Consider the following 14,806-nt stretch of genomic DNA (forward strand, 5'->3'; position numbering starts at 1 on the left):
TGAACGTACTGCATCGGGCCGGGGGAGTGCGCCCGCGGGGGAGGACCGCCCGAGGGATCGAGCAGCCCTCCCCACCCGGATCCCCGCTCAGCGCCGGGCATGTTCGCGGAAGCCGCGCCCCGTCTTGCGGCCGAGGCAGCCGGCGGCCACCAGGTGTTCGAGCAGCGGTGCCGGGGCCAGGCCCGGGTCGCGGAACTCTTTGTGCAGCACCTTCTCGATGGCCAGCGAGACATCGAGGCCGACCACGTCCAGCAGTTCGAACGGGCCCATCGGGTAGCCGCCGCCCAGCTTCATCGCGGCGTCGATGTCGTCGAGGCTCGCGTAGTGCTCCTCGACCATCTTGATCGCGTTGTTGAGGTACGGGAACAGCAGCGCGTTGACGATGAAACCGGCCCGGTCGCCGCAGTCCACCGGGTGCTTGCGGATCTTGCCGCAGACCTCGCGGACGGTGGCGTGGACGTCGTCGGCGGTGAGCACCGTACGGACCACCTCGACCAGCTTCATCGCGGGCGCCGGGTTGAAGAAGTGCATCCCGATCACGTCCTGCGGCCGCGAGGTGGCCCGGGCGATGGCCACCACCGGCAGCGACGAGGTGGTGGTGGCCAGGACCGCCCCCGGCCGGCACACCTTGTCCATGGTCCCGAACAGCTGCTGCTTGACCGCCAGGTCCTCGGCGACGGCCTCCACCGCGAGGTCGACGTCGGCGAAGGCGTCCAGCGACCCGGCCGCGGTGATCCGGCCGAGCGCCTCGTCCCGCGCCCCCTCCGTCAGCCGCCCCTTGGCGACGGAACGCTCCAGCGACTTGGCGATCCGGGCCTTCGCCGCGTCCGCCTTCTCCTGGCCGCGCGCGGCCAGGACCACGTCGTAACCGGCCTTCGCGAACACCTCGGCGATCCCCGAGGCCATCGTCCCGGAGCCGGCGACCCCCACCGAACGCACCGCGCGCCCGGCCGCCGCGGCGGTGCCCTCCCGCGGGGTCAGCGCGTCCGGCACCACGCTCTGGCCGCCGGGCGACTCGTACGTGTAGAAGCCGCGCCCCGCCTTGCGGCCGGTCAGCCCCGCGTCGCTCAGCTGCCTGAGCACCGGCGCCGGGGCGTGCAAGCGGTCGCGCGACTCGGCGTACATCGCCTCCAGGACGGTGCGGGCGGTGTCGATCCCGATCAGGTCGAGCAGGGCGAGCGGGCCCATCGGCAGGCCGCAGCCGAGCCGCATCGCCGCGTCGATGTCCTCGCGGGAGGCGTAGTTGGCCTCGTACATCGCGGCGGCCTGGTTGAGGTAGCCGAACAGCAGCCCGTCGGCGACGAAGCCCGGCCGGTCGCCGACCGCCACCGGCTCCTTGCCCAGGCTGCGGGCGAGCGCGGTGACCGCCTCGACGGCCGGCGGCGCCGTCAGCACCGAGGAGACCACCTCGACCAGCTTCATCGCGGGCGCCGGGTTGAAGAAGTGCAGGCCGAGCACGCGCTCGGGGCGCAGCGACTCGGCGGCCAGCCGGGTCACCGACAGGGCGTTGGTGCCGGTCGCCAGGATCGTGGTGGGGGAGACGATCCCGTCGAGCTCCCGGAAGACCTGCTGCTTGATCTCGTACGACTCGGGCACGACCTCGATGACCAGCTCCGCCTCCGCGGCGGCCCGCAGGTCGTCGAAGGTGCGGAACCGGGCGAGCACGTCGCCCCGTTCCTCCTCGGTGATCCGGCCGCGCCCCACGGCGCGGGCGGTCGAGGACTCCAGGGCGGCGACGGCGCGGACGGCGGCCTCGTCGCTGATGTCGATGCCGATGACCTCGTGGCCGGCGCGGGCCAGGACCTCGGCGATGCCGGTGCCCATGGTGCCGAGACCGACGACGGCAATGGTGCTGAGCGGGGTGTCCATCACGGGACTCCAGAGAATGAGTGACGACTGAGAGGAGGGCACGGCACGCGCGGCGGAGGAGAACGGGCGCGGCACGTGCGGAGACTGCGTGTCGTGGTGCTCGGGCCGGGGCGCCGTGGGCGTACCCGGACCCGGAAGGGGCGACGGACTCTGTCCCGGAGTCACGTCTCGCAAAGCTGCCGAACCGACAAGCACTCCGGGTGGCTGCGTCACCAGGCCACCGGAGCAGGCGGGGAGTGTGTCCCGCTCACATGAGATTAACTCCCGGGTAACGAGCGCGCCAGCCCCCTCCTGCTGTGGGCCACGTCATATCCGTCCCGGATCTCGATACGCACGGTCCCCGCCGATACGCTGAGAGTCATGGACGAGGAGTTCCGGTCACTGGCGGACCGGCTTGCGGACGAGGCGGGCGCGGCGGGGGAGTCGGCGGCCTGCCGCGCCCTCCTCGCCACCGACGACGAGGAAGAACTGGCCCGCGTCCTGGTGGAGCGCGAACGCCCGCTCTGGGCCCGCGAGATCGCCGCGTTCCGGCTCGGCTGCGGCGGCGACCGGCGGGCCTTCGAGGCGCTGGTCCTGCTGCTCAACCACCGCGATCCCGAACGCTGCGTGTCCGCCGCCCACGCCCTGGTGCTCCTCGGCGACCCCCGCACCCCCCGGGCTGCCGCCGCCCTCGCGACCAACACCCTGCGCACCGCGTACGCCCTGCACCCGGTGCGGCTGCTCACCGCCCTGCGGGCCCCGGAGTCGGTGCCCGCCCTGATGAGCACCCTGGAACGGCTGCTGCACCCCGGCGAGCCGCACTGGCGGGTCGCGCTCGCCTGCGTGGAGGGGCTCGGACGGCTGGGGGACGAGCGGGCCCGCCCGCTCCTGGGGGCGGCGCTCACGCACCCGAGGCTGGGCGCCGCCGCCAGGGACGCGCTCGCCCTGCTGGACGCGTCCTGAGGGAACCGGCCGGCCTCAGGGCGCGACGGGCCTGCCGAGAGCGCGTACGTAGCGCACCTCGGGCACGAGCACGCCGTCCGCCTCGAAGGACTCCTCGGCGCCGTCGGGCCGGAAGCCCGCGCGCTCGTAGAAGCGGCGGGCCGGAGCGTTCTCCCGCAGCACCCACAGGACCAGGTCGGGGAAGCCGTCGGCGGCGGCGCGGGCGAGCACCTCCGCCATCAGCGCCCGCCCCGCCCCGGTACCGATCAGCCCGGGCGTCACGTAGAGCGCGTACAGCTCACCCCGTGCGAGCGGCCTGCCGTTCTCGCGGTACGGGCCGTAACAGGCCCAGCCGATCACCCCCGGGCCCGGCCGTTCGGCCACCACGTGCACGGTCGTGAGACCCCGGGCGAAGGCCGCGCGGCGGCGCTCCACGTCCTCGGCGACGGCGAGGTTCATGCCGTCCAGGTACGACTGCGGCACCAGCCCCGCGTACGCGGCCCGCCAGCCGCGCACCCGGAGGTGCGAGACCGCCTCGCAGTCGTCGACGGTCATGTCCCGCACGCGGGTCGCGGGCTCCCGGGCGGGCGTGGCCGGTGTCGTCATACGGGCCATCCTGGCGCAGCCGCCGGGACGGCCCGTACCCGGGCCCGGGGCGCGGACCGGTCAGGCCCGGGGGCCGAGCAGTCCGTGCAGGGTGGCGCCCCTGCTGCCGGAACCCGTCCGCCGCGCCGACTTCACCGCCGCCTCGCCGGTCAGCGGGCGCGGCTCGGGGGACGCGGCGCAGACCGCGTCCGCGTCGGCCCGGCTGCCCCTGCCGCGCGGCACGGTGCCCTCGGCGAGATAGGCCACGAGGTACTCGTCGAGGCAGTCGTTGCCGCTCAGCGTGATGCCGTGGTTCCCGCCGCCCTGCTCGACGACCAGGCCGGAACCGTGCAGCCTGCGGTGCAGGGTGACCCCGCCCTCGTACGGCGTCGCCGCGTCCTCGGTCGCCTGGAGGAGCAGCACCGGCGGCAGGGCGCGGTTGGAGACCCGCACCGGGTCGAGCGGCTCCACCGGCCAGTCGGCGCAGGGGGCGTTGTACCAGGTGTTGTTCCAGGTGAAGAAGGGGGCCTTGGCGTGCACCCGTCGGCTGTCGTTGCGCCAGGTGTTCCACGGCCGGGGCCACCGGGCGTCGCGGCACTGCACGGCCGAGTAGACCGAGTACCCGTTGTCGCCCTCCGCGTCGAGCGCGCCGAACCGCTCGTACGCCTTCATGAGCGCGTCCTGGTCGTGGTCGTGCACGTACCGGGCGAACACGTCGGCCAGCCGGGGCCAGTACCCGTTGTAGTAGCCGCCCGGCAGGAAGGTGTCCTCCAGCTCGCTCGCGCCGACCTTCCCGCCGGCGGGCCGCGCCCGGACGGCGTCGCGCATGGCGTACCAGGCGCGCTCGACCGCCGCCGGGTCCGTGCCCAGCCGGTACGTGGCGTCGTGCTCGGCGACCCAGGCGGCGAACGCCTTGTGGCGGGCGTCGAAGGCGTGGTTCTGGCCGATGTTGTCGTCGTACCAGACACCGTCCGGGTCGACGATCGAGTCGAGCGCCATGCGCCGCACCCGCTCCGGGTACAGCTTGCCGTACACCGCGCCGAGGTAGGTGCCGTACGAGTAGCCGAAGTAGTTGAGCTGCCGGGAGCCGAGGGCCCGCCGGATCACGTCGAGGTCCTTGGCCGTGCTGACGGTGTCCATGTACGGCAGCAGATCGGGGTACTTGCGCCCGCACGCCTCGGCGAAGGCACGGGCCCGGTTCCGGTTGGCCCGCTCGATCCCGGGCGCGTCCGGCGTCGAGACCGGCCGCACCGGATCGAAGTACTTCGGCACGCAGTCCAGTGCCGGCCTGCTCCTGCCGACGCCGCGCGGGTCGAAGCCGATCACGTCGTACTGCGCGGCGAGCGGCTCCGGCAGCGAGGACGCCACGAAACCGGCCATCGCCAGGCCGCTGCCCCCGGGGCCGCCCGGATTGACGAGCAGCGGACCCTGGAAGGTCTTCGCGGTGTGCGGGATCCGGGACAGGGCGAGGGTGATCCGCCGGCCCGACGGGTCGTCATGGTCGAGCGGCGTGCTGACCGATGAGCACTGCAGCCGCGGATACGACTCGGTGCCGCAGTCGGTCCACGTGAGCCCGGCGGCGCCGGGCCGCGCGGCGGTGCCGGCGGTCGCCGCGGCCGGGACCGCGGTCACCAGACCGGCGACGGTCGCACCGACGGCGAGCAGAATTCCTGGACGTTTCGTCATATGGCCTCCCATCACGGGGAAAACGCGACTGCGCGGGGCGCAGCCCCCGCCGCATGCTCCCCGCATTCGTGCCCGGAAGGACCGTTCGGGCCGAGAGTTGACCCGTTTGCCCGCTCGGGCCCCACGGAGCCGGGCAGCGGCACCCCACCGGGCCGGCAGCCCCTTCGCCCCGGGCCGGATTTTGAGCCGCGTGCCGGAGATGGTTGGCTCGTCACACCCCCGGACAACCGAGTGTTGGAGGAACAGGCATGGCGCAGGTCGAGGCCACCACGGAACGAGTCATCGCGGCGGACGCGGAGACGGTGTTCGACGCCCTGGCCGACTACGAGCAGGTCCGGGGCAAGGTGCTGCCCGGACAGTTCAGCGAGTACGAGGTGCGCGAGGGCGGCGACGGCGAGGGCACCCTCGTCCACTGGAAGCTCCAGGCCACCAGCAAGCGGGTGCGCGACTGCCTGCTGGAGGTCACCGAGCCCACGGACGGCCGGCTCGTCGAGAAGGACCGCAACTCCTCGATGGTCACCACCTGGACCGTCACCCCGGCCGGCGAGGGGAAGTCGAAGACGGTCGTCTCGACCGTGTGGAACGGCGCCGGCGGCATCGGCGGATTCTTCGAGAGGACCTTCGCCCCCAAGGGACTCGCGCGGATCTACGACGAACTGCTCCAGAATCTCGCCGCCGAGGTGGAGAAGAAGTAGCCCGGTACGGCGTTGACCGGCCTCACCGTATCGAGTGGTTTTCCCACCCCGCCGGTCGTACGCCGTAGCGGCTCCCACCGGGGGTTAAACCCCCCGAGTGCGCCGTCGCCGCCCCCCGTCGCGTTTGCCCTCGCTTCTCGCACGATGCGAGAAAAGGGCGGCGCAGACGCGACGAGGGGAGCGGCACGTGGTGGGTGGGATCACTCTGCGGGGGGAGGAACCGGGCGGTACGGGGACCTCCGGCCCGGCGACCGCACCACCCTCCGCTCCTCCACCGCCGCGCACGGCGACGGAGGGGGACGGGACCGGGAAGGGGAGCGCCCCCGCCCCGCCCGCCGCACCGGAGCTCAGTCCCCGCCGCATCCGGCTCGTCTTCCTCGGGCTGATGCTCACGCTGCTGCTCGCGGCGCTCGACCAGATGATCGTCGCCACGGCGCTGCCGAAGATCGTCGGTGAACTGCACGGCCTGGAGAAGATGTCCTGGGCCGTCACCGCGTACCTGCTCGCCTCCACCATCGGACTGCCCCTCTACGGCAAGCTCGGCGACCTCTTCGGCCGCAAGGGTGTCTTCCAGTTCGCGATCGTCGTCTTCGTCATCGGCTCCGCGCTGGCCGGCTGGTCGCGCACCATGGACGAGCTGATCGCCTTCCGCGCCGTCCAGGGCATCGGCGGCGGCGGTCTGATGATCGGCGTCCAGGCGATCATCGCGGACGTCGTCCCGCCCCGGGAACGCGGCCGGTTCATGGGCCTCATCGGCGCGGCGTTCGGTCTCGCCTCCGTGGCGGGCCCGCTGCTCGGCGGCTTCTTCACCGACCACGCCTCCTGGCGCTGGTGCTTCTACATCAACGTCCCGTTCGGGCTGGTCACCCTCGCCGTCATCACCGTCGTGCTGAGGCTTCCCCGGCCCGCCGTCCGGCCCCGCCTCGACGTCCTCGGCTCGCTGCTGCTCGCCGCCGCCTCCACCTGCCTGGTGCTGCTGACCAGTTGGGGCGGCACGGAGTACGCGTGGGGATCGGGCGTCATCCTGGGGCTCGGCGCCGGGGCCCTCGGAACGACCCTGCTCTTCCTGGTCGTCGAGCACCGGGCCGTCGAACCGGTCATCCCGCTGCGGCTGTTCCGCGACTCGATCTTCAACGTCACCGCGCTGGTCGGCGCGGTCGTCGGGGTCGCGCTGTTCGGTGCCGCCAGCTATCTGCCGACCTTCCTGCAGATGGTCGACGGGGCCACGGCCACCGAGTCCGGACTGCTGATGCTCCCGATGATGGGCGGGATGGTCGTCGCGTCCGTGGTCTCCGGCCAGATGATCTCGCGCACCGGCCGCTACCGCGCCCACCCGATCGTCGGCGGCGCGGTCTCGACGGTCGGGATGTGGCTGCTGTCCCGGCTGGAGACCGACACCCCGCGCCTCGAGTACAGCATCGCGCAGGCCGTGCTCGGCCTCGGGATCGGGCTGGTCATGCCGGTACTCGTGCTCGCCGTGCAGAACTCCGTCGCACCCGCCGACCTCGGCACCGCGACCAGCGCCAACAACTACTTCCGGCAGATCGGCGGAAGCGTCGGCGCCGCCGTCTTCGGGACGCTCTTCGCGGGCCGGCTCGCGGACGCGCTCGCCGTGCGGCTGCCGGCCGGCGCCGACCTGCCCGACCCCGCGTCGATCACCCCGCAGCTGGTCCACTCGATGGAACCCGCGTTGCGGGACGGCTACATCCAGGCGTACGCCGACGCGATGCCACGGATCTTCCTCTACCTCGTGCCGGTGCTCGCACTCGGCCTCTTCCTCGCCTTCTTCCTCAAGGAGAAACCGCTGGTGTCCCACCACAGCCCCGAAAGCGCCGTCGAGACCACCGCCGAGACCGACCCCCGGGCCGCCATCGGGTCCGTGACCGTGACCGTCCCGGCCGCCCGGGCCACCGCCGCGCCGCCCGTGTACCTGTCGGGCGTGCCGGTGTGCGGCAGCGTCCAGCACCCCGACGGCACGAAGGTCCCGCGCGCCGCCCTCACCCTCATCGACGTCCAGGGCCGGCAGGTCGGCCGGGGCGCGAGCGGCGACGACGGGCGGTACGCGCTGAGCGTGCCGGGCGCCGGTTCGTACGTCCTCATCGCCGCGGCCGGCGGACACCAGCCGCAGGCCGTCAGCGTCACCGCGGGCGAACGGCCCGTGGAACTCGACGTGGTGCTCGGCGGGGCGGGGCGCCTCGCCGGGGCCGTCCTCACCGCCGACGGTATCCCGGTGCGCGACGCCGCCGTCACCCTCACCGACGTGCGCGGCGAGGTGGTCGCCTCCACCCGCAGCGGACGCGAGGGCGGCTACGTCATCACGGAGCTGGTGGCCGGCGAGTACACCCTCGCCGCCAGCGCCCCCGCCTTCCGGCCCGCCGCGCTGCCGGTGAGCGTGCAGGCGGCCCGGGAGACCCGGCAGGACATCGAGCTCGCCGGCGGCGCGGTGCTCCGCGGCACCGTGCGGGCGAGCGGCGGCCGGCCCGTCGAGGACGCCCGGGTCACGCTCCTGGACGCGGCGGGCAACGTGGTCGACACCCTCACCACCGGACCCGACGGGGCGTTCCGGTTCGTGGACCTGTCCACCGGCGAGTACACCGTGATCGCCGCCGGATACCCGCCGGTGGCCACCGTCCTCCAGGTGGCGGGCGGCGGACGCACCGAACGGGACCTCCAGCTCGGGCACGAGGACTGAGGGCACACAACGACCGCGGGGCCGGCCGGTGCGACCACCGGCCGGCCCCGCGGCGTCAGCCGCCCCGCAGGAGCCGCGCCGTAGGCCCCCGCGTGGGCGGCGCGGTGCCGTCAGCCGTCGTGCGGCCGCAGGGCCGCCACCGCCCGTTTCGCCCGGGTGGACAGCTCGCCGAGCTGCTTCGCCGACCCCTTGGCGATGGTGTCCAGCAGGAGCCGGGAGTGCGCCGCCGTCGTACGCGCGAGTTCCGTGTCGCCCGCCTCGACGGCCGCGAGCGTCAGCTCCAGGTGCTGCTCCGTGATCAGCCGGCCGAGCCCCCGGCGGTGCCACCCCTCGACGGTCCCGTCGGGCGCGGCGCCGTCGAAGCCGACTGCCGCCCTCGCCCGCCCCAGTGCCCGGCCCGCCGCCGCGAGGTCGCCCCCGAGGCGCTCCAGACGGGCCAGGACGTACGCCTCCGAGGCCCGGTCCCACCCCGTGTCCTGGAGGGAGAGGAGGTTGACCTGGGCGCGGGCCGCCTGCGCGTGGTCGCCGATCCGCTCCAGCGCCCGGCTCAGTTTCCGGAGCCGGTCCGGGTCCGGGCCGGTGTCGTCCAGGAGGCGGATGAGCGCGACCCGGGCGTGCTCGACGCGGCCCTGGCGGTGGGCGAGTTCGATCCAGGTGAACTCGTCCTCCGGGGCCGCGCCGGGGCCGCCCCGGCCCGACTCCGCGGCGCGGGCCCACTCGACGGCCCCGGCGCCGTCGGTGACCTGCCCGTCCGTGGCCGACCGCAGCAGCGGAACGTCCTCGTCCCGCCCGTGCGCCGCCACCAGCGCCGCGGCCCGCCACCGCTCCTCGTGCCCCCCGGTCCGGGCGGAGTCCTCCTGCTCCAGCAGGGCCCGCAGCAGCGGCAGGTCCCCGTCGCGGTGGTCGTGGTGCGCCGCCCGCAGCACCCCCGCCCGCAGCACCGGGTCGGCGGCCGTCTCCGCCAGGACGCCGGGATCGCCGTGGCGCATCCGCTCCAGCGCCTCCCGCCCCGGGGCGAGGACGACGTCGCGCAGGCACTGCCGGTAGGGCTTCTCCAGCCGGTAGGCGCAGAGCTCGTGGGAGTTGAGCAGGAGATGTTCCGGCTCGGTGCGCCGGGTGACCGACTCCGACAGCGCGAAGAGCTCGGACAGTGGCCGGTCCGGCAGCCCCAGACCGCCGATCAGCGCCGCACGCTGCTCGTCGAGTTCGGGGGCGAACTCCTCCCGGGCCTCCTCGTCCGCCCGGCGCACCGCGGCGAGCAGAGCCTCCTCGTCCATTCCGGCGGAGAGGTCCTCGCACCACCAGGGCAGCCGGACGAGGAACTGGAGCGCGTCGCCGACACTGTCGGCGAGCAGCGAGGCGTACCCCTCGGAGGACGCGTGGAGCACGGCCGTTCCCCCGCTCAGGAAGTACGTGCCACCGGTGTCGTCACCGGCGATCGGCTCCAGCGAGGCACCGGACGCCAGATGCACCTCCTCGACGTGGCGGGCCCGCTCCAGGTCGAAGTTGAAGGGGAATGCGGCCAGTTCGGCCAGGTCGGGGCGGCTGCGCAGCAGTTCCAGGACGGGGTCGGTCATGGGGCCGAACCCTAACGCGGCGCCGCCGGACGCCGTCCCCGTCCCGTCAGAGGTCCGTCTCCGCCGGATACACGGTCGCGCAGGCCGACCGGAAGAGGGCGTCGACCTCCTGGCCGCTGAGGCCCTGGGCCCGGGCCTCGGTCAGCCACTCGACGAGCGAGGCGCGCAGGGGGGCGGTGGGGCCGTCCTGGGCCGGCACGAGGGTGCGGGTGATGAAGGTGCCCGCCCCCTGCCGGACCTCGGCCAGCCCCGCGCGCTCCAGTTCGCGGTACGCCTTGAGGGTCGTGTTGGGATTGACCTTGGTCTCCGCCGCGACCTGCGCGGCCGTCGGCAACCGGTCACCCTCCTCCAACGCGCCCATGCGCAGCGCCTGTTCGACCTGACGCACGATCTGGAGGTACGTCGCCACCCCGCTGCGTCTGTCGATGCGGAACACGACCATCGCCTTCCTCACCTCCTGTTCGACTGCCGGAACACGCCCTAGAGCGGGCGACGGGACACCCGCCACAGGACGAACGCGGTGAGTACGACGGTTCCCGCGAGCAGGATGCCCGCCCCGGTCCACTGCATGGCCGGCATCTGGTCGTACCCGAGGTACTCGTAGACATTGTTGACGATGCCGTGCTTCTCGATGCAGGCGTCGCTCGCCTTCTCGGTGGGTTCGGCGCACAGGCCCCACCCGTAGAGCTGCCCGTCGGCGGAGCCGATCCAGCGGTCCACCTCCCGTGCCTCGTCCAGCTGTGCGGGCATCTCCGCGTTCAGCGGGTAGACGAGCGTACGCGTCGGGGCGAGGTTGGCGATCACCCTCTCGTCCCAGAACACCCCGATGAACCAGGAGAGGACCAGCGTGGTCGCCATGGCCGGGAGGAGCCGGCGCACCAGCGCACCGATGGTGATGCCGACGGCGGTCAGGAAGAGGCAGAGCGCGGGGAGCACCGGACCGGTGTTGTCGAAGATCGACCCGCTCGACCAGTCGTACATGAACATCGAGCGGTCGGGCTTCCACCACCAGGTGAAGACCGCGGACAGCACCACGCCGGTCGCGAGCGCCGCGCCGTAGGCCCAGGCGATCTTCGCGGTCACCCAGCGCAGGCGCGTCACGGACTGGGTGGTGACCAGCTGCGCGGTGCCGTGCTCCTGGTCCCCCGCGATCAGCGGGGCGCCGACGAAGACGGCGAGCAGCAGCGGCAGTGCCCCCAGCGCGCTGATGATCAGGCCCACGTCGTTGGAGTCGAAGGCCGGCAGCTCCTTCCCCGAGCCCGCGGCCTCCAGGATCTCCTTCATCCGGCTGCGTTCGTAGACGAGCCAGATCGAGCCGAGGACCGTCGCGCCGAGCAGGCTGAGCAGCGTGGCCCGGTGCTGCCGTGCGACGAGCCAGTTCAGTCCGTGCAGCAGACGGGGCCGGGGGGCCCGTCCGGTGCGGGGGGTGTCGGTCGTGGTGGTGCTCATGCGGCGTGGATCCCTTCGTCCTCGACGCGGGCGCCGGGGGTGAACAGCGCGGGCACGTCCGGCGAGCGGAGGTGTGCCAGCAGTACTTCCTCCAGGCTGGGTTCGGCGACCACCCAGTCGCCCGGCAGCGGCCCGTTCGGCCGCACCAGCGCGTGGAACTGCCTGCCCTGGACCCGGGACTCGATCACCGTGTGCGGGGCCAGCAGGGCGGCCGGGTCCCCGTCCGTCGCGAGCCCCGTCACCAGCGCGTGGGCCGGGACGAGGGCGTCCGCGTCACCCGCCATCCGGATCCGGCCGCCGGCGAGGACGAGCAGGTAGTCGCACATGTCCTCCAGCTCGGACAGCATGTGGGAGGACATCAGCACGGTGGTGCCGCGCTCGACGGCCTCCGACATCAGCAGGGTGCTCATGTCGTGGCGGGCCAGCGGGTCGAGGTCCGACATCGGCTCGTCGAGCAGCAGCAGGTCGGGCCGCTTGCCGAAGGCGAGCGCGAAGGCGACGCGGGTGCGCTGGCCGCCGGAGAGGGAGCCGACGCGGGCGTCCATCGGCACCTGGCCGGACCGTACGATCCGCTCCGCCGCGGCCGCGTCCCAGCCGGGGTTCAGTTCGCTGCCCATGCGCAGCGTCTCCGCCACGGTGAACCGCTTGAACAACGGCTTGTCCTGTCCGAGGAAGGCGAACCGCGGCAGCACCGCGGGATCGTCCACGGACACGCCGCAGACCCGGATCTGTCCCTCCGACGGCTGGATCTGCCGGGTCGCGAGCTTCAACAGGGTGCTCTTGCCCGCCCCGTTGGGGCCGACGAGACCGCAGATCCGTCCGGCCGGCAGCCGGAACGAGCAGTCCCGCAGCGCCCAGCCGCGCCGGTAGCGCTTACCCAGGCTGCGGACCTCCAGCGCCCACGCGCCGGACGTGGGGGCCGGAGTGAATGCGTCTGCCATGCGCTTCACCTCAATTCCATTAGTCAATTAATGGAATCATGGTCTGGGGCGGGAAAATCTGTCAAGGCGGACCGGGCGAACCGCGCCCCGGGCGAGGTCGGTTGTCCGTGATGCACCTGTTCGGGGTGTGCGTCTCGCTCCCTTCGGAGGACTGGACCTCTGAACGTGTCCGGCGCTCTGGCCTGGCGGTTCTCCGGCGCGTACCGTGGCCCGGCATGAAGATCCTGATCAGTGCGGACATGGAAGGCGCCACCGGTGTGACCTGGCCCGCCGATGTGCTGCCGGGCAGCCCCCAGTGGGAGAGATGTCGCGCCATGTTCACCTCCGACGTGAACGCGGCGGCCCTCGGCTTCTACGACGGCGGCGCCGACGAGGTGCTCGTCAACGAGGCCCACTGGTCCATGCGCAACCTGCTGCTGGAGCGGCTCGACGACCGGGTCGAGATGCTCACCGGCCGGCACAAGTCCCTGTCCATGGTCGAAGGCGTCCAGCACGGCGACATCGACGGCATCGCCTTCATCGGCTACCACACCGGGGCCGGCGCCGAGGGGGTCCTCGCCCACACCTATTTGGCGAACTCCATCACCGGCGTCTGGCTCGACGGCAGCCGGGCCAGTGAGGGGCTGCTCAACGCGCACGTCGTGGCCGAGTACGGCGTCCCCGTGGTCCTCGTCACCGGCGACAACCTGACCTGCGTGGACGCGGAGGGCTACGCCCCGCGGGCGCACAAGGTCGCCGTGAAGGACTACGTCTCGCGGTACGCCGCGGTCTGCCGCACCCCGGCCCGTACCGCCGCCGACATCCGTGCGGCGGCCAAGGAGGCCACCGCGCTCGCCGTGCGCCACACCCCGGCGAAGGGCGGCCCCCACACCATCGAGCTGGAGTTCGACGCCGAGCACCTGGCGGGCGCGGCCACCGTCGTCCCGGGCGTGGTCCCCAGCGGCGAACGGCGCGTCGCCTACACCAGCGCGACGATGTACGAAGCAATCCGCACGTTCAAGGCGGTGACGACGATCGTCTCGTCCGCCGTGGAGGAACAGTATGGCTGAGACGACCGCCCTCCCGGACAGCGTCGACCAGCGGGCGCTCGACGAATCGGTGACGTTCACCTCCGAACTGATCCGGATCGACACCACCAACCGCGGCGACGGCGCATGCCGGGAACGCCCGGCCGCCGAGTACGTCGCGGAGCGGCTGGCCGACGCCGGCCTGGAACCCGTCCTGCTGGAACGCACCCCCGGCCGCACCAACGTGGTGGCCCGGATCCCCGGCACCGACCCGTCCGCCGACGCCCTGCTCGTGCACGGCCACCTCGACGTGGTCCCGGCCGAGGCGGCCGACTGGACCGTGCACCCCTTCTCCGGCGAGGTCCGCGACGGGGTGGTCTGGGGGCGCGGCGCCATCGACATGAAGAACATGGACGCGATGGTCCTGGCCGTCGTCCGCGCCTGGGCGCGCACCGGCGTCCGGCCCCGCCGCGACATCGTCGTCGCGTACACCGCCGACGAGGAGGCCAGCGCCGACGACGGCTCCGGCTTCCTCGCCGACCGGCACGCCGCGCTCTTCGAGGGGTGCACCGAGGGCATCAGCGAATCCGGCGCCTTCACCTTCCACGCCGGACCGGACCTGTCGCTCTACCCGATCGCCGCGGGCGAGCGCGGCACCGCCTGGCTGAAGCTCACCGCGCACGGCAGGGCGGGACACGGCTCCAAGGTCAACAAGGACAACGCCGTCAGCAGGCTCGCCGCGGCCGTCGCCCGGATCGGCGAGCACACCTGGCCGGTCCGGCTCACCCCCACCGTCCGGGCCGCGCTCACCGAGATCGCCGCCCTGCACGGCATCCGCCCCGACCTGGACGCCCCCGGCTTCGACGTCGACGAACTCCTCGACAAGCTCGGCCCCGCCGCCGACCTGGTCCGGCCGACCGTCCGCAACAGCTCCAACCCGACCATGCTGGAGGCCGGGTACAAGGTCAACGTGATCCCGGGCCACGCCACCGCCTTCGTCGACGGCCGGATGCTCCCCGGCGGCGAGGACGAGTTCCGCACCACCCTGGACCGGCTGACCGGCCCCCACGTCGACTGGGAGTTCCACCACCGCGAAGTGCCGCTGCAGGCCCCGGTCGACTCGCCGACCTTCGCGAAACTGCGCGCCGCGATCGAACGCTTCGACCCGGCCGGCCACGTCGTGCCGTACTGCATGTCCGGCGGCACGGACGCCAAGCAGTTCTCCCGGCTGGGCATCACCGGCTACGGCTTCTCGCCGCTGAAACTGCCCGTCGGCTTCGACTACCAGGCGCTGTTCCACGGCGTCGACGAACGCGTCCCCGTGGAGGCCCTGCACTTCGGCGTCCGCGTTCTCGACCACTATCTGCGCACGGCCTGACCGCAA

At 73.1% G+C, this 14,806-nt stretch carries 12 protein-coding genes; 5 read left to right on the forward strand and 7 right to left on the reverse strand.

Annotated features, from left to right (window positions below; all coding sequences use genetic code 11):
* Positions 1-87 precede the first annotated feature (87 nt).
* The gene (locus OCT49_RS29760) at positions 88-1,869 is read right to left on the reverse strand and encodes a 3-hydroxyacyl-CoA dehydrogenase family protein (protein WP_283854886.1); all 1,782 of its coding nucleotides are present in this window, start codon (positions 1,867-1,869) and stop codon (positions 88-90) included.
* 360 nt (positions 1,870-2,229) lie between these two features.
* Here OCT49_RS29760 and OCT49_RS29765 point away from each other — a divergent pair, with 360 nt between their 5' ends.
* Positions 2,230-2,811: a HEAT repeat domain-containing protein gene (locus OCT49_RS29765; protein ID WP_283854887.1), complete on the forward strand. Its 582-nt coding sequence runs from the start codon at positions 2,230-2,232 to the stop codon at positions 2,809-2,811.
* 15 nt (positions 2,812-2,826) lie between these two features.
* Here the strand turns inward: OCT49_RS29765 and OCT49_RS29770 are convergent, their stop codons facing one another.
* On the reverse strand, positions 2,827-3,396 hold the full coding sequence (locus OCT49_RS29770) for a GNAT family N-acetyltransferase (RefSeq protein WP_283854888.1): 570 nt from the start codon (positions 3,394-3,396) through the stop codon (positions 2,827-2,829).
* 60 nt (positions 3,397-3,456) lie between these two features.
* Positions 3,457-5,061, reverse strand: coding sequence for an alpha/beta hydrolase (locus OCT49_RS29775; RefSeq protein WP_283854889.1), 1,605 nt, complete (start codon positions 5,059-5,061; stop codon positions 3,457-3,459).
* A gap of 248 nt (positions 5,062-5,309) precedes the next feature.
* On the opposite strand from OCT49_RS29775, the gene OCT49_RS29780 reads away from it, so the two are divergent.
* Both OCT49_RS29780 and OCT49_RS29785 read left to right on the forward strand, forming a co-directional pair.
* The gene (locus tag OCT49_RS29780; protein WP_283854890.1) at positions 5,310-5,756 is read left to right on the forward strand and encodes an SRPBCC family protein; all 447 of its coding nucleotides are present in this window, start codon (positions 5,310-5,312) and stop codon (positions 5,754-5,756) included.
* Positions 5,757-5,943: 187 nt separating this feature from the next.
* Positions 5,944-8,448, forward strand: a complete 2,505-nt coding sequence (locus OCT49_RS29785) for an MFS transporter (RefSeq protein WP_283854891.1) — start codon at positions 5,944-5,946, stop codon at positions 8,446-8,448.
* A 110-nt stretch (positions 8,449-8,558) separates the two neighbouring features.
* On the opposite strand, the gene OCT49_RS29790 is transcribed toward OCT49_RS29785, so the two are convergent.
* From OCT49_RS29790 to OCT49_RS29805, 4 genes are read right to left on the reverse strand one after another with little or no spacing between them, the layout of a single operon-like run.
* The gene (locus tag OCT49_RS29790; protein WP_283854892.1) at positions 8,559-10,025 is read right to left on the reverse strand and encodes a hypothetical protein; all 1,467 of its coding nucleotides are present in this window, start codon (positions 10,023-10,025) and stop codon (positions 8,559-8,561) included.
* Positions 10,026-10,071: 46 nt separating this feature from the next.
* Complete coding sequence (locus tag OCT49_RS29795; RefSeq protein WP_283854893.1) at positions 10,072-10,467, reverse strand: GntR family transcriptional regulator; 396 nt, start codon at positions 10,465-10,467, stop codon at positions 10,072-10,074.
* Between the two features lie 38 nt (positions 10,468-10,505).
* Positions 10,506-11,474: an ABC-2 membrane transporter-related protein gene (locus tag OCT49_RS29800; protein WP_283854894.1), complete on the reverse strand. Its 969-nt coding sequence runs from the start codon at positions 11,472-11,474 to the stop codon at positions 10,506-10,508.
* Entirely contained in the window at positions 11,471-12,415 is a 945-nt protein-coding gene (locus tag OCT49_RS29805) for an ABC transporter ATP-binding protein (RefSeq protein WP_283854895.1), read from the reverse strand. Before OCT49_RS29805 ends, OCT49_RS29800 begins: the two co-directional genes overlap by 4 nt.
* 215 nt (positions 12,416-12,630) lie before the next feature.
* On the opposite strand from OCT49_RS29805, the gene OCT49_RS29810 reads away from it, so the two are divergent.
* Positions 12,631-13,464 carry a M55 family metallopeptidase gene (locus OCT49_RS29810; RefSeq protein ID WP_283854896.1) on the forward strand — a complete coding sequence of 278 codons (834 nt, stop codon included), beginning with the start codon at positions 12,631-12,633 and terminating at the stop codon, positions 13,462-13,464.
* Positions 13,457-14,800 carry a M20/M25/M40 family metallo-hydrolase gene (locus OCT49_RS29815; RefSeq protein WP_283854897.1) on the forward strand — a complete coding sequence of 448 codons (1,344 nt, stop codon included), beginning with the start codon at positions 13,457-13,459 and terminating at the stop codon, positions 14,798-14,800. The genes OCT49_RS29810 and OCT49_RS29815 overlap by 8 nt, the downstream gene beginning before the upstream one ends.
* Positions 14,801-14,806 lie beyond the last annotated feature (6 nt).

It is taken from the genome of Streptomyces sp. ML-6 (genome assembly GCF_030116705.1).
Classification (GTDB): domain Bacteria; phylum Actinomycetota; class Actinomycetes; order Streptomycetales; family Streptomycetaceae; genus Streptomyces.